A 26,525-nucleotide genomic window follows, 5' to 3' on the forward strand; every position below is an offset into this window, starting at 1 on the left:
GTATTAGCGCTGCGTACAGGTCAGCTTGCGCATCCGCCGCTCATTGAGGTGGCAGATGGCGACCGCCAGAGCATCCGAGGCGTCTTCAGCCCACTTGGGCTTTTTGACACTGAGGCAGTGGGCGACCATGAACGCCACCTGATCCTTGGGAGCATTGCCGACCCCAACGATGTTCTTTTTCACCTTGGACGGTTCATATTCGGAGACGGTCAGGCCATTGGTGGCACATGCCGCCATGGCCGCACCCCTCGCCTGCCCCAGTTTGAGGGCAGACGAAGGATTCTTGGAAACAAAAACGTTTTCAATGGCCGCCTCCACAGGACCGTGGAGCTTGATCAACTCATCGAGTTTATCAAAGATGACACCCAGCCGCGTTCCCATGTCTTTCTTGACCGGAGTACGGATAGTGCCGGTTTCGATAAGCTCGGCCTGACCGGATATTTCGCGGACTATGCCATATCCCGTCACCCGTGAACCGGGGTCGAGACCAATAACGATCAGACCGTTGCCGCTCATTATTCTTCGTTGAACAGTTCGTCAGGGAAGTCGGCGTTCAGGTAGATTTTCTGAACGTCATCGTTGTCTTCCAGAGTGTCATACAACTTCATGACTTTCTTGCCGGTCTCGACATCCACGGGAACGAGGTTCTCGGGGACCTGGCTGACTTCTGCGTTCTGGAATTCCATTTCCGCATCGGTGAAAGCCTGCTGCACGGCCATGAAATCGCCGGGCTCAGTCTGAACGGTGAAGGTGTCACCATCGTCAATGATATCGTCTGCACCAGCTTCGAGACCGACTTCCATCAGTTCGTCTTCGGTGTATTTTTCTTTATCAAAAACGATGACGCCTTTTTTATTGAACATGTATGCCACAGCGCCAGCTTCAGCCATGTTGCCGCCATGCTTGGAAAAGGCGTGACGAATCTCGGCAACGACACGATTCTTGTTGTCGGTTGCGACATCGACCAGAATAGCGACACCACCGGGAGCATACCCTTCATAGAGAATCTCAAGAATATCGCCGCCAGCCAGTTCGCCGGTGCCCTTCTTGATGGCGTTTTCAATCTTGTCCTTGGGCAGGTTCACCTGCTTGGCTTTCTGGATGGCGAGCCGGAGGGCGGAGTTGTCCTCAGGGTTGCCGCCACCGGCCTTGGCTGCAAGAATGATATCCTTGGCGGCCTTGGTGAAAAACTTTGCCTTTTTGGCGTCCTGACGCCCTTTGCGGTGCTGAATGTTAGCCCATTTACTATGTCCGGCCATGTTTCCTCCTGAATATGGTCAATACAATATGATCTATTGTTATCGGGGTCGGTTATCTTATACGTCCGCGCCCTTAAAGCCAAGCGCCACGATAAATATCTCCTTGGACTCGGAGCGTGAGCTGTAAGGCTTGAAATTTTTGATTTTTCCGAAGTATGGACGTAAGGAATCACGGTATTCCTTTGTCTCGCCGCCTTCAAAAATCTTGACGGCGAAATTACCGCCCTTCTTCAGATACTTGAGGGCGACCTCAAAGGCGCGTTCACACAATTCCAGGGAATTGGCCTGATCCGCGAATTTGATACCAGTGGTTTTCGGAGCCATGTCACTGATGATGACATCGAAGGGCCGATGGGGTTCCATGGCTTCGAGCAGTTCTGGCGAATCGGAAAAGACGTCTGCCTGCAAAAAGGTTATGTTCGGCGGGAAGGAATGCTTGGTTTCCTGAATATCGACACCGAGCACGTGACCGGTTTTACCGACCTTTTCACCGGCGAATTGTGTCCAGGAGCCGGGGGCTGCGCCCAAATCCAGGACAGTCTGGCCTTTTTTGAAAAGACGAAACCGCTTGTCCATTTCCTTGAGTTTATACACGGACCGTGCGGCGTAGTTTTCCTTTTTGGCCCGCTTGAAATATTTGTCTTGATACTGTTTCATAGGTAATACTCCCATGTGGCGTGGAGCGTTTACCTAGCCGAATACGCCACAAAAGCCAAGTGTGCCGTTGTGAACAGACCAAAAAGAATTACGATCACCAACGAACTGGGTAATGCCCAGACGCTGCCTGACGACAAAGGACAATTCGAGGTCATACCGGGCGGCCCTCAAACGGTTTTTCTCGGCCTTGGTCCCGCACCGGGCAAACTGGTCGACTATTTTCCACGCAATATCGAAGCCCGATACATAGAACACCCTGAAATCGCGAGACAGATTGAGAAGTGGGACAGCCGTATTCCGGCCACAATGTCGCCTTTGTCTCCCGAGGCGTTCACCCCTGAGATGGCAGGCAAATGCACCATCATTCGATACCGCCCCGGCCTCAAGGCTTTCCCTTCTTTCTGGGGACCGTTGACGGCACGCACCGCCACTTCGCGACTCCAGCCGGGAACGACAAGCAAATCCGTGTGGCTCCCCCTGGGCGAAGCCGACCTGTTGAGCAAGGAGCTGACCGCAGCCTTTGAAGAACAAGGCTATACGGTACGCGCACTGGATCGCGAGCAGTTGGAACGCTCCCCCGGCACCGTGCTGCCCGATCTATTGCAACAGGAAACGCCCGAGCTGTTTCTCTCCGTCAATTTCAAGGGATTGGAGCCGTTTGGACTGGGGTTCAACCTGCTGCGAGAGGCGGGCGTCCCGGTTGCCATCTGGTTGGTGGACAATCCGTTCAACATCCTGACCAGTGTCAAATCCGGTTACTGGAAAGAAGCGAATCTTTTTGTCACTGACCACTCCTTTATCGGCCCGCTCATGAAGTACGGTGCGAGCCATGTCACTCACCTTCCGCTCGCCACCTCGCCCCGATTTTTCGATCAGGGCGGCACGCTCCCCGATCACGCGGGAGGACTTGAGGATCGGCTTGTGTTTGTCGGACGCTCCGAATTTCCGGGCAAGAACCGATTCTTCGCCGGACTGACGCCCAATCAACTCCTGCTGCAAAACGCCGTCGCCATGCTCGACGAAGGGGAACGCCCGCATTTCCACTGGTGGGAGGAGCATATCCGCGCCCAACTCTGGCCCGGCAACAATATCCGCCACGTGGGGATCGGGGCCGAAGTCGCGGGATACACGTGGAAGGTTCGATGCCTGTCCGCTGCCGGTGATGCGACCGTAATTTTCGGCGATGACAAATGGTCGATCATTAATGGCATCACGGCAGATACGCGGCCGTTTGTCGACTACTACGCCCACCTGCCCGCTATTTATCGAACCGCTGCGGCGACCCTGAATATCACGGGCCTCCAACTGCCTGCCGGACTGACACAGCGTCACTTCGACGTCTGGGCCGCCGGCGGTTTTCTGCTCACCGACAACAACCCCGGCCTGAAACTTTTCCCCGAGGACCTCTGCGATCCAATTACATTCCGAACCGCGAGTGAAATCCCCACCCTCTTTGCTCAGTTCAAACACGAAACCCAGGAAAAGAGCGCTCTGCGCGACGCATGGCGGCAGCATATCCTCAACAACCACACATACGCCCACCGCATCACAACGATTCTGGAGACCATCCAATCCCCCTGATCCCACAGGGGGGTTGTTTCAATGCAGAAAACGGGCTAATGGAATCTATCAATCCGGGGACGTAGCTCAGCTGGGAGAGCGCTGCCTTCGCAAGGCAGAAGTCGGGAGTTCAAATCTCTTCGTCTCCACCAGAAACATAAAATCCTTTCAGCCGCTTAGCTGAGAGTATTTTTGTTTTATGTCATTTTGTACAACCCCTGTACAACTTTTCTTATCGGTACTCACCCTCTGTGTATTGATAATACCAATAGTAAGAACATGCACAATCCATAAAAAATAAAGAGTCACCGGCACATGCCAGCGACTCTTCGTTCTTACATTTCCCGAACAATCAACTTTTCGTCATTTGATTCTTCTCCACTCTCATTGTCCTCTTCCTCCAATTCGTCCTCATCGTGTTCAACGAAACGAAACTTTTCACCCTCTTCCCTGACGAAGACTCCGGTCACAACCATAACGCCAACAGCAACTCCACCGATGGAGACCCATAAATCACACATGATATCACCTTTGTCTATATTTCGAATTCAGTGCCACAGCGGTTGCAGCGGTATTTGCAGATGACATGTCGATCGATGTGCTCGCCGACTTGGTTGCCTACAGCGGAACCTGCAAAGAAGCCCGCAAGGGCTCCGGCCAAACCTCCAGCAAGGACTCCAAGGCAGGTGCCGAAGACCGGGACCACCGAGCCGATAACTCCCCCTGTCGCTGCGCCAGAAGACGCGCCGTAGTATCCAGCACATCCTCCGGCTACGCCGCCAGCAGCGGTTCCAGCTTTTTGGGTGGTATTTACCAAAACGACGAAAGCCGAACTTTCGCAGCTCGGGCATTTGGGGATCTCTTTATCCATATTCTCCTCATGATTGTTTGCGGTTATTTGAGAAGTGCTCCACAAAGCATACCGAACATGGCAGGGGGCAGCTCAGTCAAGTCGTTGATAGTACGACTATGATCGGGAAGCAGTTTGGAGATGGCTTCGGACATGATGCCCAGTCCGTAGATTTCGACGCCGAAACGCCTTCCACTTTCAATGGCATCGAGTGCCAAATTGAAAGAATCGGGATCTCCGTCTGTTAGAATAAGGATGATCTTCCTGGATTCGTGAAGCGGTTGCACTTGCTGAAGAACCCACCACAAGGCTTCACCGAGAGGCGTAAAGCCGGTAGCGCTCATGTCGAAGTTGGCGTGAAGCCGTTCTCCATGCCTCAGTATCGGGCAGACAGTGGGGCCAGTGCCATTATCATTTCCACCATCTGTGGGAGAACCTGCCGGGAATACCGTCACAGCCCCACTGATGCCGTCAATGGTATCCAGCGCCGTGGCCACGGCATGACAGACCTGTGTGGTCAGCGCGATACGCCGCCGCATGGAGCCGGAACAATCCAGCAAGATATGCACGGCGGTGTCGATACCCACACGCTGACCATCCCGCTTAAACACGCGAGCATCAGCCACCGACACGCGATGCAGTTGCCGTGCATCCAATCGGCCATTACGACCAACCTTGCTTCGAGTCATTACTGACGACTGAAGCAGACCTTGTAGTTGCGTCCGCAGGGCAATTGATGCCCGCCTTATTGCGGCAGTATCCTCGGCTTCAAGAGGTTTTGTCTTCTTGATGCCAACTTGTGCGACATGAAGGGATTCGTCCAATTCTTTGGGTGTTTCCCTACGCAGCCTGCCTGCCAGGAGTTCACCTAGGTCATCAGGGAGATCATTCTCATCAAAACGAATCAACCGTTTCAAAGCGTCCGAAGGTAGTGCATTAGGCGTCCCCTTTTCAGCCGAATTACCTGAGTTCGATCCCCCATTTTGCCGGGGCTGAGAAGCCAATTTCTCCTTGAGAAGCGAAACGACTTCCCGAGCATAGAGGATGCAGTCCTGAGTGGAATCGCAGTACGCATTCACCTTTATCAAGACATGATTCAACCGCCCGATCAGGCCAGGATAATTGGCTTCAAGGAAGTCGCCGACATCGTCCCGTTGTTCGGTCAGTGACGGTACGTCCCATGCCCGAACCGACAGCAACAGCCAATTCAAAATGGCCATGGCCGGGTTGGTTGAGTTTTCCGATGCATTCCCGAAAAGATGCCGGATGAGCCAGTTGAAGTTCGACCGACAGCCGGGGAATAGCCGGGCCAGCCGGTGCTCAACGCGCCAGTCCTCGAACGTATTCCAAACGTGCATCTCCAAGGGAGTCAGATTCGCCAGCCTGAGCCAGTCAAATCGCGTCTCTCGGATATGCGCGGCCTCATGGTCGATGTAACCGCGAGCCAAGCCTATTAGCGTCTCGCTGCATTCCAATGGCAATGCGGGCAGGTGGATGGTGTTCCCATCCGTATATGCCCCTCTGCCGCCGATGACGACTTTTACGCCGTACTTGCGCCCAAGCACCGAGGCCACCATGGGCAATGATCGCATGATGAGTTGATTCTTCATGTCGATCACCACAACCCGTGGCTGTCTATCTGATGCTCGTGCACCGGTTCAGGAACAAAGTCAGTGGTGTCCAAAGGTATTTCACCAGTCACAACCGGGATCGTATCCGCAACCAGGCCAGACAAGATGTCGGCTGCATCCTGACCGTCCAGGATTTTCTGACCATGGGCAATTAGCGTCACAGGATCACGTAGGAGCGAGACCACGCCTTGCAACAGAACCAATACGCTGCCATGGATGTACCCGCGAGCAGGCACACGGTTGAATGTCGTATCCAGTAAGTCCACAACCGGCACAACACGAGGTTCTACGAAGCTCAGGCCAGACAACTTGGAGTGGATGGAACGCAAAGGAGACAACGCCTTATGCGTCACCTTGTCTTTCCCTTCAAAGCACCTCTTCCATGTGTCGGTAGCGGCTTTAGCCACCTCATCGAAGAGAGTCCCACCAAGGTCTTTGACTTCATCCTGCAACCCCTGGTGTACGGCATCATCGGTTGGAGGTAACAGCTTGAACAACTGCCACTTGAAGCCGATACGACTACGCACATAATCCGCACTGACGGTAGAACTACCGATCAAACTCTCCCAACCAGGATGCTGTGAGATCCAGTCCCGCACAGCCTCGTCATAACGATTGAGGAACTGTTCCTTTGCAGCCAGGAAGTCATCTCGAATCACGGTCAGCTCAGACACAATGTCATCAGCCTTATCTTCAGGAATGGCCCATCCACCGAGGAAGCGAACACCGGTTCTATCCAGCAGGTTGACTGCACGCGCTTTGAGCGTACCGAAGATACGTAGCTCCTGAGGGTTGCAGATCTTCTTGCTGCCAAGAGAAGCAAGCTCTTCAGGCGGCAAATCAGCACCACCAAAATCTGCCGGTGTCAGCTTCTTCCGAGCAGTCCAGATGTTTACATCCAGATTTAAGGCCATCAAATTGTCGAGCACAGTGATGTCCGTATGGGTATCCATAATTACTCCTTGTTTTCTTGTGGGAATATGCGTTGAGCCAGTTCGTGCAGAATGGTCCGGGTTTCGGAACTTGCACGATAGCCAAGAGCGCGATCAAGCGCGTAAGTCACAGGCTGAATGCCTTGCCTTGCGAGAGGTTGAAATCGGACAGTGAGGTCTGCCCACCGAATGAGGGTACGGGTCGAGAACGTCACTTCAATGGTGTCACGGTAATTGCCATCAGCTTCACCCATGAAAAGTTTGCGAATCTCATTGGCAAATTCAACCATCTTGGTCCGTACTTCTTTCGGGAGTTTGGGAGCTTTTCGGTGTAGCAGTTCTCGCTCATCTTTAGGCTTGGGATAGCCAATTTTACAGAGCCAAAAGCGGTCCATGAAAGCCAGGTTCTGCCGAAGTGTGCCTTGATAGAGACCGGTTTCATCCGTCCCTCCATTAGTGTTGGCTGTGGCTGCAAATCGGAACAATGGATGGGGTTTTATCACTTCACCTCCATTCTCAGCGATGCACAGCGGATCGCTGTCCAGAATTCCGTTGAGGCCAGCAGCAGTCGCCGGGTCGAGCAGGTCGATCTCGTTGAGGAGGAAGAGCCCTCCGAATTTCATAGCCAGGGCCAATGGCCCGTACTGAAAACTCATGTTCGAGTCTTCCACGGTCAGATGGCCGACCATATCCGGGAACTCCAGTCGCCCATGTCCGGTGATGTCGAAGACGGGGTAATTGAGCTTGGCGGCAAGCTGTTTGATAAGGCTGGTCTTTCCACTGCCAGCAGGGCCGAACACATAGAGCGGGTCGGACGAATCCATGAACCACACGACCGCGTCTCGGCTGGAATCATGGAACAGGTACTCAGAGTTAAGGTCAGGGGTGAACGAAGATGCGGACGCAAATCCACGGACCTTGCGTTTGGACTTCTTGCCACTGAAAATTTCACCGGCGTCATGATCGATTGGCTGCAAAGATTGCAGTTCCTTGAGAATATCAGTCATGCTTTTCTCCTTTGGAAACGAGAAAACCCCGAACCTGCTTGCGCAGATCCGGGGCTTGGTTTAATTGTATTTTTTTTAACGGTTATCTTGATTCTTTCGAATGCCAAAGTCGTAAAATATACACAGACTCGTCTTTCACGAGGTAGCGCACTACATAGCGACCAAATACGAATTCACGGACGTTTTCGATATCCTCAAGAGGTCGCCCGATACGGGGCATTTCAATAAATCGGTTGATGGCAGCCTTCAGGTTGAGCACAGTCGTGCTGGCTGTCTCAACGTCATGCTTGGCCAGGAAGTCGTGGAGCCGTTTCAAGTCCTGAACGGACTCGGGCGAGAACCTTATTCGCATTCCGGAGCATCCGTTTCTGCTTCAGTTCCCCAGCTGTCCATCCAAGCAAAGACCTCGTCGCCTTCGACGAACCTCCCAGCCTCTATGCTTTCGATGGCCAACAGAGTTTCTTCGCGACGTTTCGCCTGCTCCTCATGCTCGGCCACAAAGTCAGCCATGAACTCCCGCAGGAGATGACTTGAATTTTTGCCTTCGCGTTTGGCTATGGCTTCAAACTTGTTCTTGAGGGCGGTATCGACCCTCGCCCGAATTGTTTCTTGCATTGCTCCTCCAATCTGTAGCTACATTATGCCACAGGGGGTGAAGTGTAAACCTTTTTTACTCAGGCTGCTAACTTCAATGGTTTGTTGATCTTGCCGATGTACAGCCGATCATGCGGCTTTCCCTCCTTTTCACATTGCTCCAAAGCGGTTTGGACCTTGAGCTCATCGCCGATCAATGAGGCCAACTTATCCACCACCGGCGAGCGATCCAGCGTCTTTCGACCAGCTACGGTTGTGACCCGGAAACGGTGGGCGCCGGTCGAGATCCAGTCCTGTGTTCCGATCAAACTGTACGTCTGCCGGATACGTTCTTCAGCATCTGTGATGCGTTCTTCCAAGACGGCCTTTCTTTCCTTGAGCATTGCAAGTTCTTCCAACTCCAAGCCGCAAGCGGAATCCGAGGGGATGCTCGCGGCCTGAAACTTGGGACAGTCCCCGTTGACATCGCACCAGTCACATAAGGGATGAAAGCCCCGGCAGTAATCCAGATCACTCAACCCCAGGTTGCCTGCTCGCACATCTTCCGCCGCCCGCCAGATTGCCACAGCCGTTTGCATACATGCCTCAAGCATATCCATATCCGGCAAGTATGGCCCGAACGGTTTCACTTCGGACATGGAGATTGAAAGAACCCAAGCCTCGACATCCACGTTATCCGATGACTCGGGAAGGTCCACGCCGAACATTTTCTTTATGGCTTGCGGGAATGTGACTTGCCGTAAATCCGTCTGTGGAACTGAAAAGCACGGCTGTGCCCAGCAGGACTTAAGCAGTCCAACCTGGCCATAGAGCTGCGCTTCGTACGACGCATAAAGTGACTCCGGAATGCGCCCATTGCTCTTGAGTTCCAAAATCCGGACAGCAGGTCGTTTCCCACCCCAAACCAGGGTGAAGTCAAGGTGAGCCTTGATAGTCACGCCATTGTGCTCGATAGAGATCTCAAGCTGCGGCACCAGCTTCACGCCGGTAGCTGTGAGAGCCTTCTCAATGCCATACTCCTGCCAGTGACCACGCTGCAGGATGATCTGTCGCCCAAGAACACGGACCAGATCCTCATGGGCAAGTTCCCCCACGTCGGTTGTGGCGGGAATAGCGGATATGCCGAGCTTACTCGCAACGGCTGCCCGCATACACTCCACCCCCTTGCCGATGTCTGACATGCCGATGTACTGGCTGCGGTTTCCAAGTTCACTGGCGGTCTTCTCCTCGGCGTGGGCCAGAAGGCCTTGTGTCAGCAGCCGCATCAGCTCCTGTGCTTTGATTGTATCAGGCTGCATCGGCATACCTCCACCAGACCTTACGATTGCCATCCCAGCGGAATCCGGCTTTACGCAGGAATTCTTTCTTCGCGTGGGTATCACCGGTCGCAAGCACGCATTGCTTGCCGTCACTGGCTGTACCTTTTCGATACTGTACGCCATCAAGACGAGGCAGATTAACCATACCAGTACCACTACCCACGGCAACCGATTTCGGCTGTGAATCGTCCGAATTCATCCCGTGGCTACGGGGTGAAAATGAGGAGTTGTACGATTCTCTTTGATGAGATGCCATTTCGCCATCATCATCACTTTCGGTCACAATCCCTATCAAAGCCGACAATCCATATCGACGAGCATAGGTCATGGCCGAGCCATATCCTTGGGGATCATTCTTCGGCAGCGGCATGGTTAACAATGATGCCTGCCATTGTCCTGTCTCAGCATGGACGATTTTGGTCACCAGCCCAAGCTGGTTCGCCTCGACCGATACCGGGTACTGGGTCAGCCAGATGCCGTGCTGAAGCAGAGCATCACTGCAGGCATTCATGACAGAATGAAGCGTTGCATACCGACTATGGTAGTGTCCCACGACGTGGTGTAATTGGGGGTAAAGCCTCAAGGTCTTGAAAGAGGCCGCCGTTCGTTCCATAGGGTTTTGTAGCTAAAACAAGCCCGAAGGAGGAACGAACGGCATGCCTGAGAAGAGAATGACAGGTCGGGACGGGTTCGACAAGATTTTCGTCGAGTCCCACGGCGACTGGCTGCGTGAGATGGTCACGGCGATCGTGCACGAAGTGATGGAGGCTGAGGTGAGCGCAATAGCTGGAGCCGGCTACGGCGAACGAAAGGCGGAGCGGAACACGCACCGCAATGGCTACCGGGAGCGTCAGTGGACGACCCGAGTCGGCGACATTGATCTGCACATCCCGAAGCTCCGCGAGGGGTCGTATTTTCCGACGTTCCTGGAACCCCGCAGGCGCTCCGAGAAGGCCCTGATCGGCGTTATCAAGGAAGCCTACGTCCAAGGCGTGTCCACGCGCCGTGTGGAACGATTGTGCCAGCAGATGGGCATCGAGCGGATGGACAAGAATTTCGTTTCGCGCATGGTCCAGGACATCGAGGCTGAGGTTTTGGCGTTCAAGTCCCGCCCCCTGGAGGGCGAGTTCCCGTATGTGTTTGTGGATGCACGCTACGAGAAGGTCCGCCGGGAAGGCCGCGTGACAAGCATGGCGGTGCTGGTGGCCGTTGGCGTACGCATGGACGGCCACCGTGAGGTGCTTGGAGTGGAGCCCACGATGGGAGAACGCTATCTCCTGTGGCGGGATTTCCTGCAGGATCTGACCAGCCGTGGGTTGCAGGGCGTCCGACTGATAGTCAGTGATGCCCATGAAGGTTTGAAGCGGGCCATCACCGAAGTTTTTTCCGGAACAAGCTGGCAGCGTTGCCGCGTTCACTTCATGCGCTCCATGCTGGCTCATGTTTCCAAGCGCTATCAGCCAATGGTGTCCGCGTTGCTCAAGACCATTTTCGCCCAGCCTGCGCTTTCCCCCGAAATTCGGACCACCGGTTAAGGTGGAGTCAGCGTCCTTAAACCGATAAGGAAGGACGCATGACAAAGAGCAGCAAAAGACGGAAACATTCGGACAAGTTTAAGGCCAAGGTCGCACTTGAGGCGATTCGTGGCGTGAAGACGCTTGCGCAACTGGCTGCGGAGTACAAAGTGCACCCCAATCAGATTTCCACGTGGAAGCGGCAGCTCCTTGAGAATGTCGATGACATCTTTTCCAGTGGCAAGAAAGCCAAAAGCCAGGAGGAGATAACCGCACCGTTATTTGAGGAGATCGGTCGGCTCAAGATGGACATCAAGTGGCTTGAAAAAAAGTTGTAAGCCTGCCGCTTGAGGTGCGCCGCCAGTGGATCAAACCAGATCGGGAGTATTCCATCCGGCGGCAATGCAAGTTGGCAGGCATTTCCCGTTCGGGATTTTACTACAAGCCTGTAGCCGAATCCGATGAAAATTTGGCCCTGATGCGTCTGATCGACGAGCAGTACCTGCGTCAGCCTGATTACGGCTCGCCGCGCATGACAGATTGGCTGAGGACACAAGGGCATCAGGTCAACCACAAGCGGGTTGAGCGACTGATGCAGATGATGGGCTTGCAGGCCATTACTCCAGGGCCGCATACGAGTGTCCCCAACCCGGAGCATCCCGTGTTTCCTTATCTGCTGAAAGGAGTTGCCATTGAACGAAAAAATCAAGTCTGGAGCGCTGATATCACCTACATCCCCATGCAGCGCGGCTTTCTGTACCTGGTGGCAGTGATAGACTGGTGGAGCCGCTTCGTGCTGGCTTGGGAGCTATCGAACTCGATGGATAGTTCTTTCTGCGTGGATGCGCTCAACAAGGCTTTGCGCATCTCTACGCCGGAGGTGTTCAACACGGACCAGGGAGCGCAGTTCACGAGTCGTGAATTTACCGGAGTTCTGCAGAGCAAGGGAATTGCAATCAGCATGGACGGCAAAGGTCGCGCAATCGACAACGTCTTCATTGAGCGGCTGTGGTGGACGGTGAAATATGAGGATATTTACCCCAGGGCGTACTGTGATGGGATCGAGCTATACCATGGGCTTACGCGCTATTTTCGGTACTACAACGAGGAGCGCGGTCATTCGTCGTTGGACAAAAGAACTCCCGCTGACGTATACAGGGGCAACTTGAATGTTCATTGACTTGGCTCGTAGCCGTTGCTCCGCTCCGCCCTCGGCCCTTCGGGCCGCCCCTACGGGGACGGGCTACGCTCCACAACGGCTATGGCGACCCGCCTCCTCGGAGGCACAAACTCGGACGCCGGGCTCCACCTTAAAAAGACCGATCAGTGGTCCAAAGGATGGGGGGAGGCGCAGCCCACCCTGGAAGAGGCCCGTAGGGAACTGCGCAATGTGGTCGATGCGCTTGAGCCTAAATTTCCAGACGTGGCAAAGCTCGTGGAGGAGGCTGAGGACGAGGTGCTGACCTACATGGCGTTTCCACCAGAGCATTGGCGCAAACTGTACTCCACGAATATGCTGGAGCGCCTCATGCGGACAATCAAGGCCCGCACCCGAGTGGTCAGCATCTTCCCTGACGAGAGGTCGCTGGAGCGCCTGGTTGGCGCCGTACTGATCGAAGAGAACGAGGAGTGGATGGAGGCCCGGCGCTATATCAGCGAAGCCTCAATGGCCAAACTCAACGCCGCCCGGCCCCAGCTCCCCCCGCGGGGGGAGCTGGGCCTGGAAGAGGCCGCGTAGGGGATCGAAAGGAAGGTAGTAACCCTGGGAGCTAAGACGGAATTACACCACTTGACGGGACACAACTCCGACTATTGGTGAAAGTGTTCTCTGCATCCTTGAGCGCAGGAGAAAGAGTCTGCTGCACTTGAATCATCGCCTCCGCCAATTCCGTAATTTCTGGTGAACTCATTTGGGAATTCATGATTACCTCCTCGAAAAGATAAAACCCCAGTGTCGCGAGATGCGACACTGGGGTAGTTGGTCAAACCGAAGCTAAAAAGAACTAGCTCTCATGGAGGTGATATATATCTGTATTTTTTTGAAAAGCAGGTAACGGCTGGCGCTCTGTCACGCCGGAGGCCGAGGGTTCGAGTCCCTTCGGCTCCGCCAGTAAAGAACAAGGATCTTAATCGTTTAGGTTAAGATCCTTGTTCTATTTTCTGGTCCGAAAAACATCGGACACATCCATCGGACACATTTTTATTTTTAGGTAGTAATCGCGCAGGGTTGGAATGTGCGATTTTGTCGCGGCTTCCGGCTATATGCGCTTATCCTCTTGGATTTGCTTGAGAAGTGGGATGGGTCAGGTTTTTGAAGGATGAGGCTCAGATTTAGTATAGTCCATCGCCTTCTAGGGCTTTATCAATCTTGTGGTCTAGTTCTTTCCAATAGCATTCATGGAATCTACCTTTTCCTAAAAACATAAACACCGAACCTTCTTTAGGGTCGTCGTTCAGTCGAGGAATCTCAATAATAGTATATTGCAATACGCTCTTTGGTAGCCCCTTTTGTGGTGGAAAGCCTTCAAAGTCCTCAGAATGCAGATAAGTGTCATTGAATATGCCGCCAAGAGTGGTGAGTGGGGCAAGTTCTTGGTGGACAGTAGGCAAAATGAAATGGAAGGCGTAATTGTCAATATCCTTCTGTTTTCCAGCGTATTGGGTTTCATCTGGTTGTATGACAATTATTGTGCAGCTTATAGGGTGCAGAAGAGGCTTCTGAAGCCTGTATTTTGCCATCTGTTTTTTTAACTTTTGTTCAATCCGTTCTTTGAAGTCTGAGGAATCACCTTGCTTCAACGGTGGAGAACCCAGTGCTACACAGCTCGGCAAACCGAGGATTTGCCTGCGGTGAATCTTGTAAAGTTCCTGTTTTAAGTTTTTCAAATAATCTTCATGAGTTTCATAGCCGGACATCAACGTTTCAAACATGCCGAAATTGAAGTCGATAACTCCCAAGAGGTCTTCTTGTCTTTGGCTGTCGCTCATGTATTGCATCGCAGCGATTGCTTTGTCTCCTAACACACCATCATAATCTGCTGGATCAAAAGAGGAATCATGCTCTTGATGATACCTATTGCCTTCATCTAGGTGGTGGGGGGACAAATTGTTTAATAGGGCTAAGTCCTGGACTAGGTGGTCAAGCTTATCAACCTTGAGTCGTAAGCAAGGTTTCATGTGCTTAACTGGGTCCACTTCTTTTAAAAAGTAGAAGTTGACACTTAGAAATTTTATTTGGGAGTCGTCTTTCATCAGCAGCCGACCCCAGAAGTGGCCTCGGTTCTTCGGACCACTGAGCGACGATTTTAAGGTGGACACGTTTACGAGCTACGCCGCTCTTTCGTTCCAGGCCAGAGGGGGTACCCCCTCTGGCCTGGAACGGTTCTGATATATCTCCATCGGCTTCTTGCCGTCAAAAGCAAAATGCGGACGTCGATTGTTGTAGAAATCGAACCACCAAGCCAAGGCTTGCCGCAGTTCGCTTCCGGTTCCCATCTCACGCAGGTAAGCACATTCATATTTCAACGAACGCCACAGACGCTCGATCATCACATTATCCATCCATCGGCCTCGACCGTCCATGGAGATACGAATTCCAGCCTCTCTGAGCGTCCGTGTGAACTCGTAGCTGGTGAACTGTGATCCCTGGTCGGTGTTGAAGATTTCCGGCACCCCATAACGATTCAGGGCTTCTTCCAAGGCAGACACGCAGAAATCAGCATCCATCGTGTTTGAGAGCCTCCACGACAGGACGGCCCGACTGTGCCAGTCCATGACCGCCACAAGGTATAAGAAGCCGCGTGTCATGGGGATATACGTGATGTCGGCACACCAAACCTGATTGGGCTTCGTAATCGCCTTGTGCCGCAGCAAATACGGATACGTCTTATGTTGCGGATGCGGATGGCTTGTCTTTGGCTTTTGGTAAATCGCCATCAGGCCCATTTTACGCATCAGACGTCGTACCCGTTCACGACCGACCCTTTGCCCTTCGTCTCGTAGGGTATTACGCATCTGTCTGGAACCGAAAAACGGCAGCTCCATAAACAACTCATCGATTCGGCGCATAAGGGCCAGGTTGGCCGGAGATTCGCCGATCGGTTCGTAGTAGTACGTCGATCGGTACAGCTTGAGAATTCGGCATTGCCGCCGGATACTGAGCTCGGGGTGAGTCTTGTCGACCACCTCTCGCCTTCGCTCACAGCTCAAATTTTGGCGAAGGCTTGTTGCAAAAAATCCTTCTCCACCGTGAGCTGGCCAATCTTGGCGTGAAGCTCCTTGATCTGGGCCCCGTTATCCTGACGGCCGACGGCCTTGCCTGAAAAGGACGCCACGATCCCTTCCTTGGCCTGCTTCTTCCACTGGGAAACCTGATTGGGGTGTACGCCGTACTTGCTGGCGAGTTCCGACAGGGTGTGTTCCCCGGACAGGGCATCCAGGGCGACTCGGGCTTTGAATTCCGCGCTGAAACGTTTTCTCGTCTTGGACATGAATTGCCTCCTTCGGGCAGTTTATGTCCACCTTATCGAGTGGTCCAGTTTTCCGAGGCCACTTCTCCCTGTCACCTTGAGGCAAGAGAGAAGGATCATCCTGATGGTATTTTTGATGCAACAGGTCGATATACCCTTTAGGGATTTTTTCAATTGACGGTGGGTTTTGGGATGAAACGTCAATATTTATGCTTAATGCTAAGTTTGATCTGTATGCTTTCCTAGTTCGGTCAGTCATCTCCTGGACCAAATGATTAACGAAATCTATTTTTTGTTTTCTTTTGATTTTCCCGTGTCTTCGGGGTTCGAGGTCCCAAGTGAACATAAGACGTCTTCTGCGCCTTTTGGCGAACAGGTGACGTTGTCCTTCGGGTGATTCAAAGTACTCTTTTCTGTTCATATGAATGCAATAAACTGCTTGTCTTGCGAGATGCTATACTTTGAAGAATTTGTCAGCCTGTGAAAGAGTCAAAACAGTATTTGAGTCACAGAATTTTTCGCCTAAGGGATGTAGTTTGTAGCTTAGAACCGCCACGATTGTTTGCGCTTTGTTCTTGTTTGCAAAGTTAAAAAGCTTTTCGATCTTGTCGTCATCAACGGCTTCGATGTAGTCCTGCATTGTGAATTGCGGAAGTTTTGAGTTTGTTTCTTGTGAGTATTTCACCAACGCTAACTCAAAAGTCATTGCAGCGGCGCGAGGTGCGCCATCACCTGAAATTTCATCTTCCTTTTGAATACTGAAAGTGATTTTTCCGTCATCACTGGATTCCTTTTCAAGCTTGAGGGGGACACCAAAAACATTTTGGGCAAGGGGTGTGTACTCCTTGTTGAAGACTGCAATCTTGTTGTTAAATGAGTTCTCAAGTTCTTCATTGATTGCTCGAAGCCTTTTCAGTTCACTATCGAGATGCTCTGATTCTGAATCAATACGTTTGACTTCTAGTACTACAAAATTAACTTGTCCCCGTTTTTCTCGCTGTTCTTGGATTGCTTTTTCGATCAAGATGAAGCCATCTAGTTGACCTGCTGCTGCGACCTCTTTTACCAGTCTCTCCTCGTTTTTTAGGTGTGCTCTTAGCTCGAGTCGCTGAGTCGTAAGTTCTTTTTCAATTTTTTCGACTTGGTCCTTTACATAGCGGGCTTTGCTTTCAAGCATCGAATTGTGAAAGGCGACAGTCTCTTCAAATGATTTTGACAGGTCTGGGATGAGAGCTTTGGCCTCTTCATAAATATTTCTTATAGTCTGTGTGTCTACTTGTTGGACTTTGTTTTCGTATTCATCAATGGTTTTTTTGTAGTAGACTAATCTGATTTCTAGGTAAGAGACACTGGATGAAAGGTTGGCAATTTTCGACCGTACCTCTTGTAATTTTTGGATTACAGATTCTTGAACGCCAGTGATATCAATCGCTTCTTCTTTCTCTGAAAGGATTTGAATCTCTTTGTCTATGCTAGCGAGTTGCTTTTCATAATGGGCGAGGTGGCGTGCGTTGAGTATAGCTTTCCGGCGGCTTTGAATGTCTGAAAGGCGTTTATTAAGCTTGTACTCTTTTTGGAGTTTGTCCTCACCGTCAAATCCGAAAAGGTATAAGTTGACGAAACGGTATTCGTCGTCGGATGTGTATGAATGAAGGTATTTGAGTGTTTGGTTTGAGCTCTTTTTGAAAACTCTAAAAAAACGTCTTTTAATTTGTTTGAATGTTGGACGTGCCACAGTGTGGCCAAGTGTTGACGGTAGCACTTGCTGAAAAGATGTGTCAGTCGTGTATTCAGTCCCATCAATGGTGCTAAGGATTCTAATCTGCCGTCCTTTTAGAGTTGCACAGCGGGTTATCGTGCTTTGATAGCCGTTGATGGAAACCACTAAATGAAAGACTACATTTCCAGATGTCAAAAATTGCTTTACATCCTTGTTTGCCGCTTTTGTCTCAGGGTCTGTCCAAAGCTGATGGATGTCACCACCAAGGCAAAAATCAATGGCACGCAATGCTGTGCTTTTCCCAATCTGATTTCCAGCAGCATCTTGGTTGGTGATGATGTTTAGTCCTTTCTTGAAAGGAATGTCTCGGATTAGCTTGTCACCGCTAAACAACTGGAACTTAATTAGCTGCATATCTGGATATGTCCGTTATTGTTCATAGAAATACTTCCCAAAAGGAAGAGCCAGTCGAGTGCATACATAAAATATGAGAACGAGATGCTATCGTATGCTTCATTATACTTCTCATGAAGCCTCTGTACGCTAGATTCGGAGATTTTGTGTTTTTGAACTGTAGCCAGTATGTTTGCACCGACTAGATACAATGCTTTTTGTGGCGACTGAGTATTGTATATAATCATACTGGAGGCTTCTCTAGAATCTTGCAGTTAATAAAACCATAGATAACGATTAATTCCCGAGCAACTTTTTTCAATTCTACAGGGTAGTTAAGCTGAGAGGAGGTCGATTCGATTTCTTCTGATACAGCATGTAGAATTTTGTCGGCATTGCTAGAAATAAGCTCTTGCCTAGCTTCGATGTCGCTGGGGTCTGTTGAGTTTTGGAGGAAGAGTTCTTTTCTGATCTGAGAATACTTTTGGCTAATAGCCCAAAGAAAAGTGTCTTTTGCGTTTGGTGTCAGGTCATCAAGGTTGTTGATAGCTTCTTCGACGAGCACCATATAGCCAGCATTTTCACGAATTTCTTCAGCAAACACCTTTACGGTGTTATATTCAATTTTTTCTTCTGTTTCTGGAGGGAGGGTGTGTTTGGCAGAAGATGAGTAGTCGAGAGAGTGCTTGTTGACGATTTCTGCAATTAGTGGATTGAGTAGTGAATTGATTTCGCAGCCGTTTTTAATGACATTAAGGGGCTGTACCAGATAACTAGCCCATATGTCTTCTAACCCACTGTTTCAGTTGTTTAAACTGGCTTCGCGGATTGCTGTTATTAAAACGCCACTCGCATTCCTTTAAAAACAGAGAAAAATGCTTGGTTGGAATGCCGTTGAATTTCCTCATATGGCGTTTGGCCTGGTTCCAAAAATTCTCGATTCCATTGATGTGGTTGTGGCTATCTGCAAACAGCTTCGAGTGGTTGATTCGGAAGTGTTTTGCGCTTTCCCCCGAAATTCGGACCACCGGTTAAAGTGGAATCTGCGTCCTTAAACCGATAAGGAAGGACGTATGACAAAGAGCAACAAAAGACGGAAGCATTCGGATAAGTTCAAGGCCAAGGTCGCGCTGGAAGCTATCCGTGGCGTGAAAACGTTGGCGCAGTTGGCTGCGGAGTACAAAGTGCATCCCAACCAGATATCCACCTGGAAAAGGCAGCTCCTTGAAAATGCCGAAGGAATCTTTTCCGGTGGCAAGAAAGCCAAGAGCCAGGAGGAGGTCACCGCACCTTTGTTCGAGGAGATCGGTCGGCTCAAGATGGATATCAAGTGGCTTGAAAAAAAGTTGTAAGCCTGCCGCTTGAGGTACGCCGCCAGTGGATCAAACCGGATCGGGAGTATTCCATCCGGCGGCAATGCAAGTTGGCAGGCATTTCCCGCTCGGGGTTTTACTACAAACCTGCAGCCGAGTCCGATGAGAACTTGGCCTTGATGCGTCTCATCGACGAGCAGTATCTGCGTCAGCCGGATTACGGCTCGCCGCGCATGACGGATTGGCTGAAGACACAAGGCCATCAGATCAACCACAAGCGAGTTGAGCGACTGATGCAGCTGATGGGCTTGCAAGCGATTACTCCAGGGCCGCATACGAGTGTCCCCAACCCGGAGCATCCCGTGTTTCCTTATCTGCTGAAAGGAGTTGCCATTGAGCGAAAGAATCAAGTCTGGAGTGCTGACATCACCTACATCCCCATGCAGCGCGGCTTTCTGTATCTGGTGGCAGTGATTGACTGGTGGAGCCGATTCGTATTGGCTTGGGAACTGTCAAATTCCATGGACAGTTCGTTTTGCGTGGACGCACTGAGCAAGGCATTGCGCATCTCCACGCCAGAGATGTTCAATACGGACCAGGGAGCGCAATTCACGAGCCGTGAATTTACCGGCGTTTTGCAGAGCAAGGGCATTGCAATCAGCATGGACGGCAAAGGCCGTGCAATCGACAACGTATTTATCGAGCGGTTGTGGTGGACGGTGAAATACGAGGATGTTTACCCCAAGGCGTATTCTGATGGAATCGAGCTATACCATGGGCTTACGCGCTATTTTCGGTATTACAACGAAGAGCGCGGACATTCGTCGTTGGACAAAAGAACTCCCGCTGCCGTATACAGAGGCAACCTGAATGTTCATTGACTTGGCTCGCAGCCGTTGCTCCGCTCCGCCCTCGGCCCTTCGGGCCGCCCCTGCGGGGACGGGCTACGCTCCACAACGGCTGCGGCGAACCGCCTCCACGGAGGCACAAACTCGGACGCAGGACTCCACCTTAAAATGGCCGATCAGTGGTCCAAAGGATGGGGGGAGGCGCATTTGAACGCTGACACATCAAGGACATTGTAGCCATACCAGCAGTCCGAGTAAACCACACTGTCTGGCTGGATTCTTTCCTGAATAATGGGAAGCAAGGTTTTACCTTTCGCATCAGGAATCACCTGTGTATAGACCTTCCCGCCCCTTTTAAGGATTCCAAAAACAGGAACCTTACCAGCCGCCCCACGTCCTCTTTTGCCCTTTCGCTTGCCACCGAAGTAGCTCTCATCGACCTCAAATTCGCCAAAATCCATCCCTTCACAGGACTCTTCTACCGCTATGATTTCCCGGAGCCGGTGAAAGTAATAGGCGGCTGTTTTGACGTTCACACCAACCAGATCGGCAGCGCAACGAGCTGTCGTGCCAGCCACAAAATGTTCGATTAAACGAAGCTGCTTGTCCTTGCTCAAACGACTTTTTCGCATTGCCATACCGATAACCCAAAGGAGTTATCTGGTACAGCCCCGACATTAATTGTTGTGTGATCTCCATAGTTAGCGAAGGCTACGGAGTCATCCGACGCGGAAATATTTTTATTGTCTAGAACCATCGCGCCGTCCTGCATTCCCTATGTTAATTGTGCTATTGTCACCACTATTACTGACAGCTATGGACCCATTGCTGGCATGTACTCCTCGACTGTTCTTTTGCTTATAGTGAATATAGAAGAGGGAGATCGAGCATAGTGCTGCAAGTCCCAATGAATATAGGCAGTATTGGAATGCCTGATCTGGGGATAGCTTTGAAAATAAGTCTGACTTGATTAATTCAGTGTGCACAAAATAGAACAAGGCAGCACCTATTGTGCCTAATCCTCCACCAGCCTTAAGAGATAGTTTGAACAGTTCGAGCAAAGCGTTACCTCTTCTTCGTTGTGCACCATGAGCGTTTTGTGCAGACCATACGCTCTTATAGATTAGTTCGTCAAAATCTCTAATTATTATGAATTTGAGATTACTTTTTTTGCTATCAGGACAACCACAAATGGAGCAGCGCAGTATACTGTTGGGAGCATGTAAATATTAATAAAGTACATCAGCCGATAATAGTTTCTAGCGCAGCGAGTTGTGGAAAAGTCATCTGGGTATTCTGAGATCATTTTTCTGTAATCTACAGGCAGGTGGTTAAGGTCATGGCAGTCTATTATCTCAGAGTATCGATCAGCAAAGTCCTGAACTTTTTCTTGGTCAATAGCCTCATTGCCTAGTTCAATAGCAATTGCCTGTTGCAGCCTGTGGAGCCTATTGGCACATCTATGGTAGCTGTCTGAATGGCTTAGTAGTTTGCTCAAGGAATCTTGGTTGGCGATCACGAGAATGATTACAGATGCCATCAAGGTTAAGTATTCTGACTTACTTTCACCAACAAAGGGGATGTAATACCCACAAATTGTTGATATTGCGATAACTACCTGGAAAATTGATAGGAATGAAATAGCAAAGACAAGGGCTTGGTGCTTCTTTCTTGATCTTTCAGCCGCAGTGTAGCGTGATTTTTCAGTGCTCCACACTCTGTTGGACAGTGCTTCAAGTTTCTTTCGCATATTGCCTCTCGTTGTGTCGATAAAAGGATGAGGAGGGGAAAAACCTTAAAGCACTTACCATCCAAAGCAATGCTCAGGGGTTCTTGTACTTACTAGGGTCATGCCCGTTCGGTTAGCTGTACTTAAACGTGTAGGTTAGATTAGCCGCGACCTCATTAAAGCTGTCGCAGGTTCTCTGGTGGAGATCCCCCTCCTCAAATTCTGTAGTCAACTCCCATATCCTTTTCGATTTGATTCAAAAACCGTCCAACATGATAGTCGTATAGTCTATCGATCTCGTCCTTACTGAATTGTCCCAAGGCCAGTCCTCGGTTTGTCAACCAAGCACGTTTATCCTTGAAGTCCGATAGCTCATAGTCATGCAGGTAGGTTGAATCCCGCCAATTGAATTTAAGCTCATAAAAAGCTCTTGATGCTTTCTTTAGGTCATCTGGAATCGCCTGGAAAACCGAGCACCGCTTGAACTGACCACGCACGAAATTATCAATGAGATACGGTATCTTTTTGTCATTAATTTCTGAAAAATACTGGAGCCAGCCGTATCTTTTGGTCTGAAACTTTGCGCCAGTGATCTTGACGTTGAGGTCTTCAAGGAAAGCCCTTTTTATGTTCTCTACTCCGATCTGCTTGTCCTTTCGTTTTCCATCGATGTAAATGGCCTTTTTTGAGACCTCTGCACGGCAAATCCCACACTTTTACTCTTTAACTATTTGATTTATTATGCTATTATTTCTCCATCCAAAGGAGGAAGGCATGGCTATTCGGCAGAAAGGACCTCGGTTGGGTGATTACTTCCTGGGGCACCGCAGAACCAAGACCACATTTCTGGATGAGATCAACGAACTCATCGACTGGCAGCCCATCAACGCCTTTCTGTGCAAGAAGATCAGGCGCAAGGCCAACGCCGTGGGCAATCCCGCCTATCCGCCTCTGGCGATGTTCAAGATTCTGCTCTTGCAGCGTTGGTACAACCTGAGTGATCCGGGCGTGGAGCAGGCGCTGCTCGACCGGCTCTCCTTTGTCAGATTTACCGGTTTTTCCATCGAGGACGACGTGCCGGACGAGACCACCATATGCCGTTTCCGTAACGGTTTGATCCGCCTGAAGGTGCTGGACTCCTTGCTCGACATGCTTAACCGCCAGCTTGAAGGACAAGGGCTTCTTGTCCGTGAGGGAGCCGTGGTGGACGCCTCGGTAGTCGAGTCGCAGCGGCGGCCGCGCAAGGTTATCGACGTGATGCCTGAGGACCGTTCCGAGGACGCCGAAGAACAGGATGGGCCGGTGGACTGCCGGGTCAGCTATTCGGATGACGAGGAGGCGGCCTGGCTCCGCAAGAGAAATCGGGCCTATTACGGCTACAAGCTCCATGCCGCGACGGACAGTCGAGACGGGTTTCTGCTCTGTGGTCACATCACTCCCGCGAACCATTCGGACACGGGCGAATTCGAGCGGCTCGTGAATGGCGTCGGCCTTGATCCCGGCGCACGGGTTTATGCGGACAAGGGCTATTGCAGCGGGAAGAACCGGGACATTCTGTTTGATCGCGATTTGGAGGACGGAACCATGGACAAGACGCCTCGTGGCGGCAGGCTGACAGACTTCGAAAAGACCCGCAACCGTGACATCAGCAGCATTCGGCAAATAGTCGAGCGGGCCTTCGGCACACTCAAACGTGGCTACGCATTCTTTCGGTCCCGATACGTGGGTCGTGAGAAGGTGGAGGGAGAGTTCCACATCCTCGCCATGGCGTTCAATTTGAAAAAAGCTGTTCGACTGGCGCGAGCCTGAAGGGAGAGGTGCGTCCAAAATCCGGCATTTCGGCCAGAAATGGCAGGAAAAGGCCGGGAATGAGCCCAAGCTGGGGTGCGGTCAGAACATCAAATTGGGTGCGGAGCGCAAGGCACGGACGCGAAAAGGGGATGCGCAGAGGTCTCGACAAGATGAGGACTGTGCACTTTCGTGAATACTCTTTTCCAGAAAAGTGACGCCTACGAAATCCAGGTATAGTGCAAGAAAACCCTTGTCGACCGGTCCGATTTTATGTAAGTACCACTTCCCAGTCGTGTCCACCGGCGTTACGCGGGCTTACCCCGTTACATTTAGCTCGTGTACGTTTGTTGATGGTTTACGGCAGGTTACACGTCATGCACGAGAGGCTGGCAAGCAAGTGAACTGCGTTTGCCGCCCACTATTTTTGCTTTTTAAGGAGCACTCTTATGAATACATATAGCCCGAAGCCGGAAGACGCGAACCACGAATGGTTCATCGTCGACGCCACGGACAAAATCCTGGGTCGCCTCGCCACCGAGATCACTACTCGTCTGCGCGGCAAGCACAAACCTGAATTCGCCCCCCACATGGACATGGGTGATTTCATTGTTGTCATCAATGCCGAGAAAATCAAGGTCACCGGCCAGAAGCTCGACAGCAAGATGTACTACAAGCACTCCAACCATCCCGGCGGTCTCAAGGAAAAGACTCTGCGCGAGATGCTGGACAAGAAGCCTGAGAATGTCATCACAGCCGCCGTCAAGGGCATGCTGCCCAAGAACAAGCTGGCCACTCAGCAGTTGAAGAAGCTGAAGGTCTATGCTGGCAGCGAGCACCCGCACGCAGCCCAGGCTCCCAAACCTCTGGAATTTTAATCGGGGATTACTATGAGCGATTTCACTTACGCCACTGGCAAACGTAAAAATGCGATCTCCCGTACCCGCCTGTACGCCGGTACCGGCCAGATCACTGTCAACGGTCGTCCTTTCGAGGACTACTTCCCTCGTAAAACCCTGCAGATGGTTGTTCAGCAGCCTCTGAAGCTGGTCAAGATGCTCGACAAGTACGACATCAAAGCCAACTGCTGCGGCGGCGGCGTTTCCGGTCAGGCAGAAGCCCTGCGCCACGGCATCGCCCGCGCACTCTGCGAGATCGATCCTGAACTCCGCGCTGTTCTGAAGCCCGCCGGTCTCCTGACCCGCGATGCTCGTAAGAAAGAGCGTAAAAAGTACGGTCTCCGCGGCGCACGCGCCAGCTTCCAGTTCTCCAAGCGTTAAGCCGAGAACCTGTCAAGCAAGAGATATCAAAGGTCGGTGCCCATATGGGTGCCGACCTTTTCCGTTTACAGCTCACCACTTGACTCTCGGCCCATATGTAAAGCAGGGATTGCCCAACGCCCCCGACTCACCAAATCGACACCAAATCGTCCCATTATAACAACCATCCCGATTTGGACAAACCTCTTCACTTCCAGTATATCCCCCCTATGTCATCAAAAAAGAAGCCACAACCGCGCATGCTGTTCGCCACACCGGACGGCGAAATATACGATCACCCAGACCTCCTGCTCATGGTTCGCCGTGGAGAGGAGTTTGGCCTGCCACGTCCTGATGAAATCACCCCGCTGCCGCCGGAGTCCGAATTTTTCATGCTCCCAGGACGACATGCCATGGGATACAATGACGAAACAGGACAGGCCGAAATAATGGAGGAACTGGCGGTTGCCGCTTTTGCCTGCCCCGGACATACCGTAACGGGCGTGTCCGCTTACGAATCCGATGAAGACGCGCCCATACTGCCGCTGCTTTCCTACGGAGCCATAGGTTACGCCAACGGCAAGTTCTGGGTCTGCGCCAAAAAAGTGGATCAGGACAAACGACAGGTTTTTACCCACATCCCGCAGGACCGCGTTGATGGTGGAGCACGACAGCTCATACGCGACATGCCCGAGAACCGACTGGTCAATCATCTGGCCGGTTGCGCTCTTACCAGCGGTTGCCCTGCTGCGAAGAATCTTGCTCTTGGTCGCTTCGAGTGCCCGCTGCCCACAGCACGCACCTGCAATGCACGATGCGTCGGATGCATATCCGAACAACCCGAAGATTCCGGGTTTCCTTCTCCGCAGTGCCGAATTTCCTTTACGCCCACCGCCGAAGAGATCGTACAGATCATGCAACGCCACGAATCCCGTGAACGACGTCCGATTTTTTCGTTCGGACAGGGCTGCGAAGGCGAGCCGCTGACCGAAGCCGAACTGATTTGCGATGCCGTCAAAGCGTATCGTGCAGACGGCGGCACCGGCACCGTAAACGTCAATACCAATGCATCCAAACCCGCCGCCATGCCAGCGCTCAAGATCGCCGGGGTCAACTCCATCCGCGTCAGCTTGAACTCGGCTCGCAAGGGTCCATACGAAGCCTACTATCGCCCCAAAGGGTATTCCTTTGAAGATGTCAGCGAGACCATTGCCAAAGCGCATGAGGTTGGCATGCATGTTTCGTTGAATCTGCTCTATTTCCCCGGCATTACCGACACCGAAGAGGAATTCGATGCGTTGGTGGAGCTCGGGGAAAAGGGCCACTACGACTTCATCCAGCTCCGCAATCTCAATCTCGATCCGGAACTCTACCTCGATCTCATGAGACCGTTTGGGCATTCACCCAGCATGGGTTTTATGAATTTCAAACGGCGCCTGAAAAAAGCGTTGCCCTGGATAGAATACGGATATTTCAATCCCTATCTCGGGTAGTCTGTATCAGGAGCGTCGCTGAGGGCGTGTTTTCTGCAAATAAGGCATACTATCAGTTGACACACCTTCATCGATAATCCAAGAATACTGCGGTTAACGGGAACCGAAATTTTTTGGTTCTCGCCATATTTTTTTTGGCCCTGTAAATCAGGGTCGCGGCGAATGAACTTTTGGCTGCCAAACGCACACG

General features: G+C 51.5%; 25 protein-coding genes, 1 tRNA gene and 4 pseudogenes. 10 read left to right on the top strand and 20 right to left on the bottom strand.

Features of this window, described 5'->3' with window-relative positions; translation table 11 throughout:
• Positions 1–3 precede the first annotated feature (3 nt).
• The 3 genes from ruvC to DPRO_RS06220 are packed head-to-tail and all read right to left on the bottom strand — an operon-like array spanning position 4 to position 1,916.
• On the bottom strand, positions 4–516 hold the full coding sequence (ruvC, locus tag DPRO_RS06210; protein WP_097011272.1) for a crossover junction endodeoxyribonuclease RuvC: 513 nt from the start codon (positions 514–516) through the stop codon (positions 4–6).
• A complete protein-coding gene (locus DPRO_RS06215) occupies positions 516–1,259 on the bottom strand; it encodes a YebC/PmpR family DNA-binding transcriptional regulator (RefSeq protein WP_097011273.1) in 744 nt (247 codons plus the stop codon). The genes ruvC and DPRO_RS06215 overlap by 1 nt, the downstream gene beginning before the upstream one ends.
• Positions 1,260–1,316: 57 nt before the next feature.
• On the bottom strand, positions 1,317–1,916 hold the full coding sequence (locus tag DPRO_RS06220; protein ID WP_097011274.1) for an RlmE family RNA methyltransferase: 600 nt from the start codon (positions 1,914–1,916) through the stop codon (positions 1,317–1,319).
• A gap of 15 nt (positions 1,917–1,931) precedes the next feature.
• Between DPRO_RS06220 and DPRO_RS06225 the strand changes: the two genes are divergently transcribed.
• A complete protein-coding gene (locus tag DPRO_RS06225) occupies positions 1,932–3,497 on the top strand; it encodes a glycosyltransferase family protein (RefSeq protein WP_232005720.1) in 1,566 nt (521 codons plus the stop codon).
• A gap of 55 nt (positions 3,498–3,552) precedes the next feature.
• Positions 3,553–3,628: transfer RNA gene (locus tag DPRO_RS06230), tRNA-Ala, on the top strand.
• Between the two features lie 183 nt (positions 3,629–3,811).
• On the opposite strand, the gene DPRO_RS06235 is transcribed toward DPRO_RS06230, so the two are convergent.
• The 9 genes from DPRO_RS06235 to DPRO_RS06275 form a co-directional block, all read right to left on the bottom strand.
• Entirely contained in the window at positions 3,812–3,997 is a 186-nt protein-coding gene (locus DPRO_RS06235; RefSeq protein ID WP_097011275.1) for a hypothetical protein, read from the bottom strand.
• 14 nt (positions 3,998–4,011) lie between these two features.
• Positions 4,012–4,347, bottom strand: coding sequence for a hypothetical protein (locus tag DPRO_RS06240; RefSeq protein WP_097011276.1), 336 nt, complete (start codon positions 4,345–4,347; stop codon positions 4,012–4,014).
• A 23-nt stretch (positions 4,348–4,370) separates the two neighbouring features.
• The gene (locus DPRO_RS06245; protein ID WP_157917380.1) at positions 4,371–5,936 is read right to left on the bottom strand and encodes a hypothetical protein; all 1,566 of its coding nucleotides are present in this window, start codon (positions 5,934–5,936) and stop codon (positions 4,371–4,373) included.
• Positions 5,937–5,941: 5 nt separating this feature from the next.
• Positions 5,942–6,910, bottom strand: coding sequence for a DUF3150 domain-containing protein (locus DPRO_RS06250; RefSeq protein WP_097011278.1), 969 nt, complete (start codon positions 6,908–6,910; stop codon positions 5,942–5,944).
• Between the two features lie 2 nt (positions 6,911–6,912).
• On the bottom strand, positions 6,913–7,896 hold the full coding sequence (locus DPRO_RS06255) for an AAA family ATPase (RefSeq protein ID WP_097011279.1): 984 nt from the start codon (positions 7,894–7,896) through the stop codon (positions 6,913–6,915).
• 82 nt (positions 7,897–7,978) lie between these two features.
• Positions 7,979–8,248, bottom strand: a complete 270-nt coding sequence (locus tag DPRO_RS06260) for a type II toxin-antitoxin system RelE/ParE family toxin (RefSeq protein ID WP_097011280.1) — start codon at positions 8,246–8,248, stop codon at positions 7,979–7,981.
• The gene (locus DPRO_RS06265; RefSeq protein WP_097011281.1) at positions 8,239–8,511 is read right to left on the bottom strand and encodes a CopG family ribbon-helix-helix protein; all 273 of its coding nucleotides are present in this window, start codon (positions 8,509–8,511) and stop codon (positions 8,239–8,241) included. The genes DPRO_RS06260 and DPRO_RS06265 overlap by 10 nt, the downstream gene beginning before the upstream one ends.
• A 59-nt stretch (positions 8,512–8,570) precedes the next feature.
• The gene (locus DPRO_RS06270) at positions 8,571–9,788 is read right to left on the bottom strand and encodes a hypothetical protein (RefSeq protein ID WP_097011282.1); all 1,218 of its coding nucleotides are present in this window, start codon (positions 9,786–9,788) and stop codon (positions 8,571–8,573) included.
• Complete coding sequence (locus tag DPRO_RS06275; RefSeq protein WP_197706497.1) at positions 9,778–10,320, bottom strand: ERF family protein; 543 nt, start codon at positions 10,318–10,320, stop codon at positions 9,778–9,780. Before DPRO_RS06275 ends, DPRO_RS06270 begins: the two co-directional genes overlap by 11 nt.
• A 160-nt stretch (positions 10,321–10,480) precedes the next feature.
• On the opposite strand from DPRO_RS06275, the pseudogene DPRO_RS06280 reads away from it, so the two are divergent.
• The 3 genes and pseudogenes from DPRO_RS06280 to DPRO_RS06290 form a co-directional block, all read left to right on the top strand.
• Positions 10,481–11,317, top strand: a pseudogene (locus DPRO_RS06280) (IS256 family transposase); the annotation flags it as partial.
• Positions 11,318–11,382: 65 nt separating this feature from the next.
• Positions 11,383–12,503, top strand: a protein-coding gene (locus tag DPRO_RS06285) for an IS3 family transposase (RefSeq protein ID WP_407681385.1) whose coding sequence is annotated in 2 segments (ribosomal slippage) — positions 11,383–11,658 and positions 11,661–12,503 — 1,119 coding nt in all. Because the reading frame shifts where the segments join, the coding sequence is not laid out codon by codon here.
• Between the two features lie 168 nt (positions 12,504–12,671).
• A pseudogene (locus DPRO_RS06290) lies at positions 12,672–13,061 on the top strand (transposase); the annotation flags it as partial.
• 593 nt (positions 13,062–13,654) lie between these two features.
• On the opposite strand, the gene DPRO_RS06295 reads toward DPRO_RS06290, so the two are convergent.
• From DPRO_RS06295 to DPRO_RS06320, 6 genes and pseudogenes are all read right to left on the bottom strand, one after another.
• The gene (locus tag DPRO_RS06295) at positions 13,655–14,575 is read right to left on the bottom strand and encodes a hypothetical protein (RefSeq protein ID WP_097011286.1); all 921 of its coding nucleotides are present in this window, start codon (positions 14,573–14,575) and stop codon (positions 13,655–13,657) included.
• 75 nt (positions 14,576–14,650) lie between these two features.
• A protein-coding gene (locus DPRO_RS06300) for an IS3 family transposase (RefSeq protein ID WP_097010279.1) occupies positions 14,651–15,813 on the bottom strand; the annotation gives its coding sequence in 2 pieces (ribosomal slippage) (positions 14,651–15,538 and positions 15,541–15,813; 1,161 coding nt in all).
• Between the two features lie 433 nt (positions 15,814–16,246).
• Entirely contained in the window at positions 16,247–17,926 is a 1,680-nt protein-coding gene (locus tag DPRO_RS06305) for a DUF2326 domain-containing protein (protein ID WP_097011287.1), read from the bottom strand.
• Positions 17,917–18,153: an ABC-three component system middle component 6 gene (locus tag DPRO_RS20715; protein ID WP_097011288.1), complete on the bottom strand. Its 237-nt coding sequence runs from the start codon at positions 18,151–18,153 to the stop codon at positions 17,917–17,919. Before DPRO_RS20715 ends, DPRO_RS06305 begins: the two co-directional genes overlap by 10 nt.
• Positions 18,150–18,509, bottom strand: a complete 360-nt coding sequence (locus tag DPRO_RS06315; protein ID WP_097011289.1) for a hypothetical protein — start codon at positions 18,507–18,509, stop codon at positions 18,150–18,152. Before DPRO_RS06315 ends, DPRO_RS20715 begins: the two co-directional genes overlap by 4 nt.
• Positions 18,510–18,678: 169 nt before the next feature.
• A pseudogene (locus DPRO_RS06320) lies at positions 18,679–18,906 on the bottom strand (transposase); the annotation flags it as partial.
• Between the two features lie 72 nt (positions 18,907–18,978).
• Here DPRO_RS06320 and DPRO_RS06325 point away from each other — a divergent pair.
• Positions 18,979–20,099 (top strand): IS3 family transposase gene (locus DPRO_RS06325; protein ID WP_097010299.1). Its coding sequence is split into 2 segments (ribosomal slippage): positions 18,979–19,255 and positions 19,255–20,099, totalling 1,122 coding nucleotides; the frame shifts between segments, so codons are not numbered across the junction.
• 173 nt (positions 20,100–20,272) lie between these two features.
• On the opposite strand, the pseudogene DPRO_RS06330 reads toward DPRO_RS06325, so the two are convergent.
• A pseudogene (locus DPRO_RS06330) lies at positions 20,273–20,698 on the bottom strand (IS1595 family transposase); the annotation flags it as partial.
• Positions 20,699–21,213: 515 nt separating this feature from the next.
• Complete coding sequence (locus DPRO_RS06335; RefSeq protein WP_097011290.1) at positions 21,214–21,816, bottom strand: SLATT domain-containing protein; 603 nt, start codon at positions 21,814–21,816, stop codon at positions 21,214–21,216.
• Between the two features lie 720 nt (positions 21,817–22,536).
• On the opposite strand from DPRO_RS06335, the gene DPRO_RS06345 reads away from it, so the two are divergent.
• The 4 genes from DPRO_RS06345 to DPRO_RS06360 all read left to right on the top strand — a co-directional run bounded on the left by DPRO_RS06345 (position 22,537) and on the right by DPRO_RS06360 (position 26,335).
• Entirely contained in the window at positions 22,537–23,604 is a 1,068-nt protein-coding gene (locus DPRO_RS06345; RefSeq protein WP_097010253.1) for an IS5 family transposase, read from the top strand.
• 428 nt (positions 23,605–24,032) lie between these two features.
• Positions 24,033–24,461: a 50S ribosomal protein L13 gene (gene rplM / locus DPRO_RS06350; RefSeq protein ID WP_097011291.1), complete on the top strand. Its 429-nt coding sequence runs from the start codon at positions 24,033–24,035 to the stop codon at positions 24,459–24,461.
• 12 nt (positions 24,462–24,473) lie between these two features.
• Complete coding sequence (gene rpsI / locus DPRO_RS06355) at positions 24,474–24,863, top strand: 30S ribosomal protein S9 (protein WP_097011292.1); 390 nt, start codon at positions 24,474–24,476, stop codon at positions 24,861–24,863.
• A gap of 209 nt (positions 24,864–25,072) precedes the next feature.
• A complete protein-coding gene (locus DPRO_RS06360) occupies positions 25,073–26,335 on the top strand; it encodes a radical SAM protein (protein WP_097011293.1) in 1,263 nt (420 codons plus the stop codon).
• Positions 26,336–26,525: the final 190 nt, after the last annotated feature.

This window comes from Pseudodesulfovibrio profundus (assembly GCF_900217235.1).
Taxonomy (GTDB): domain Bacteria; phylum Desulfobacterota; class Desulfovibrionia; order Desulfovibrionales; family Desulfovibrionaceae; genus Pseudodesulfovibrio; species Pseudodesulfovibrio profundus.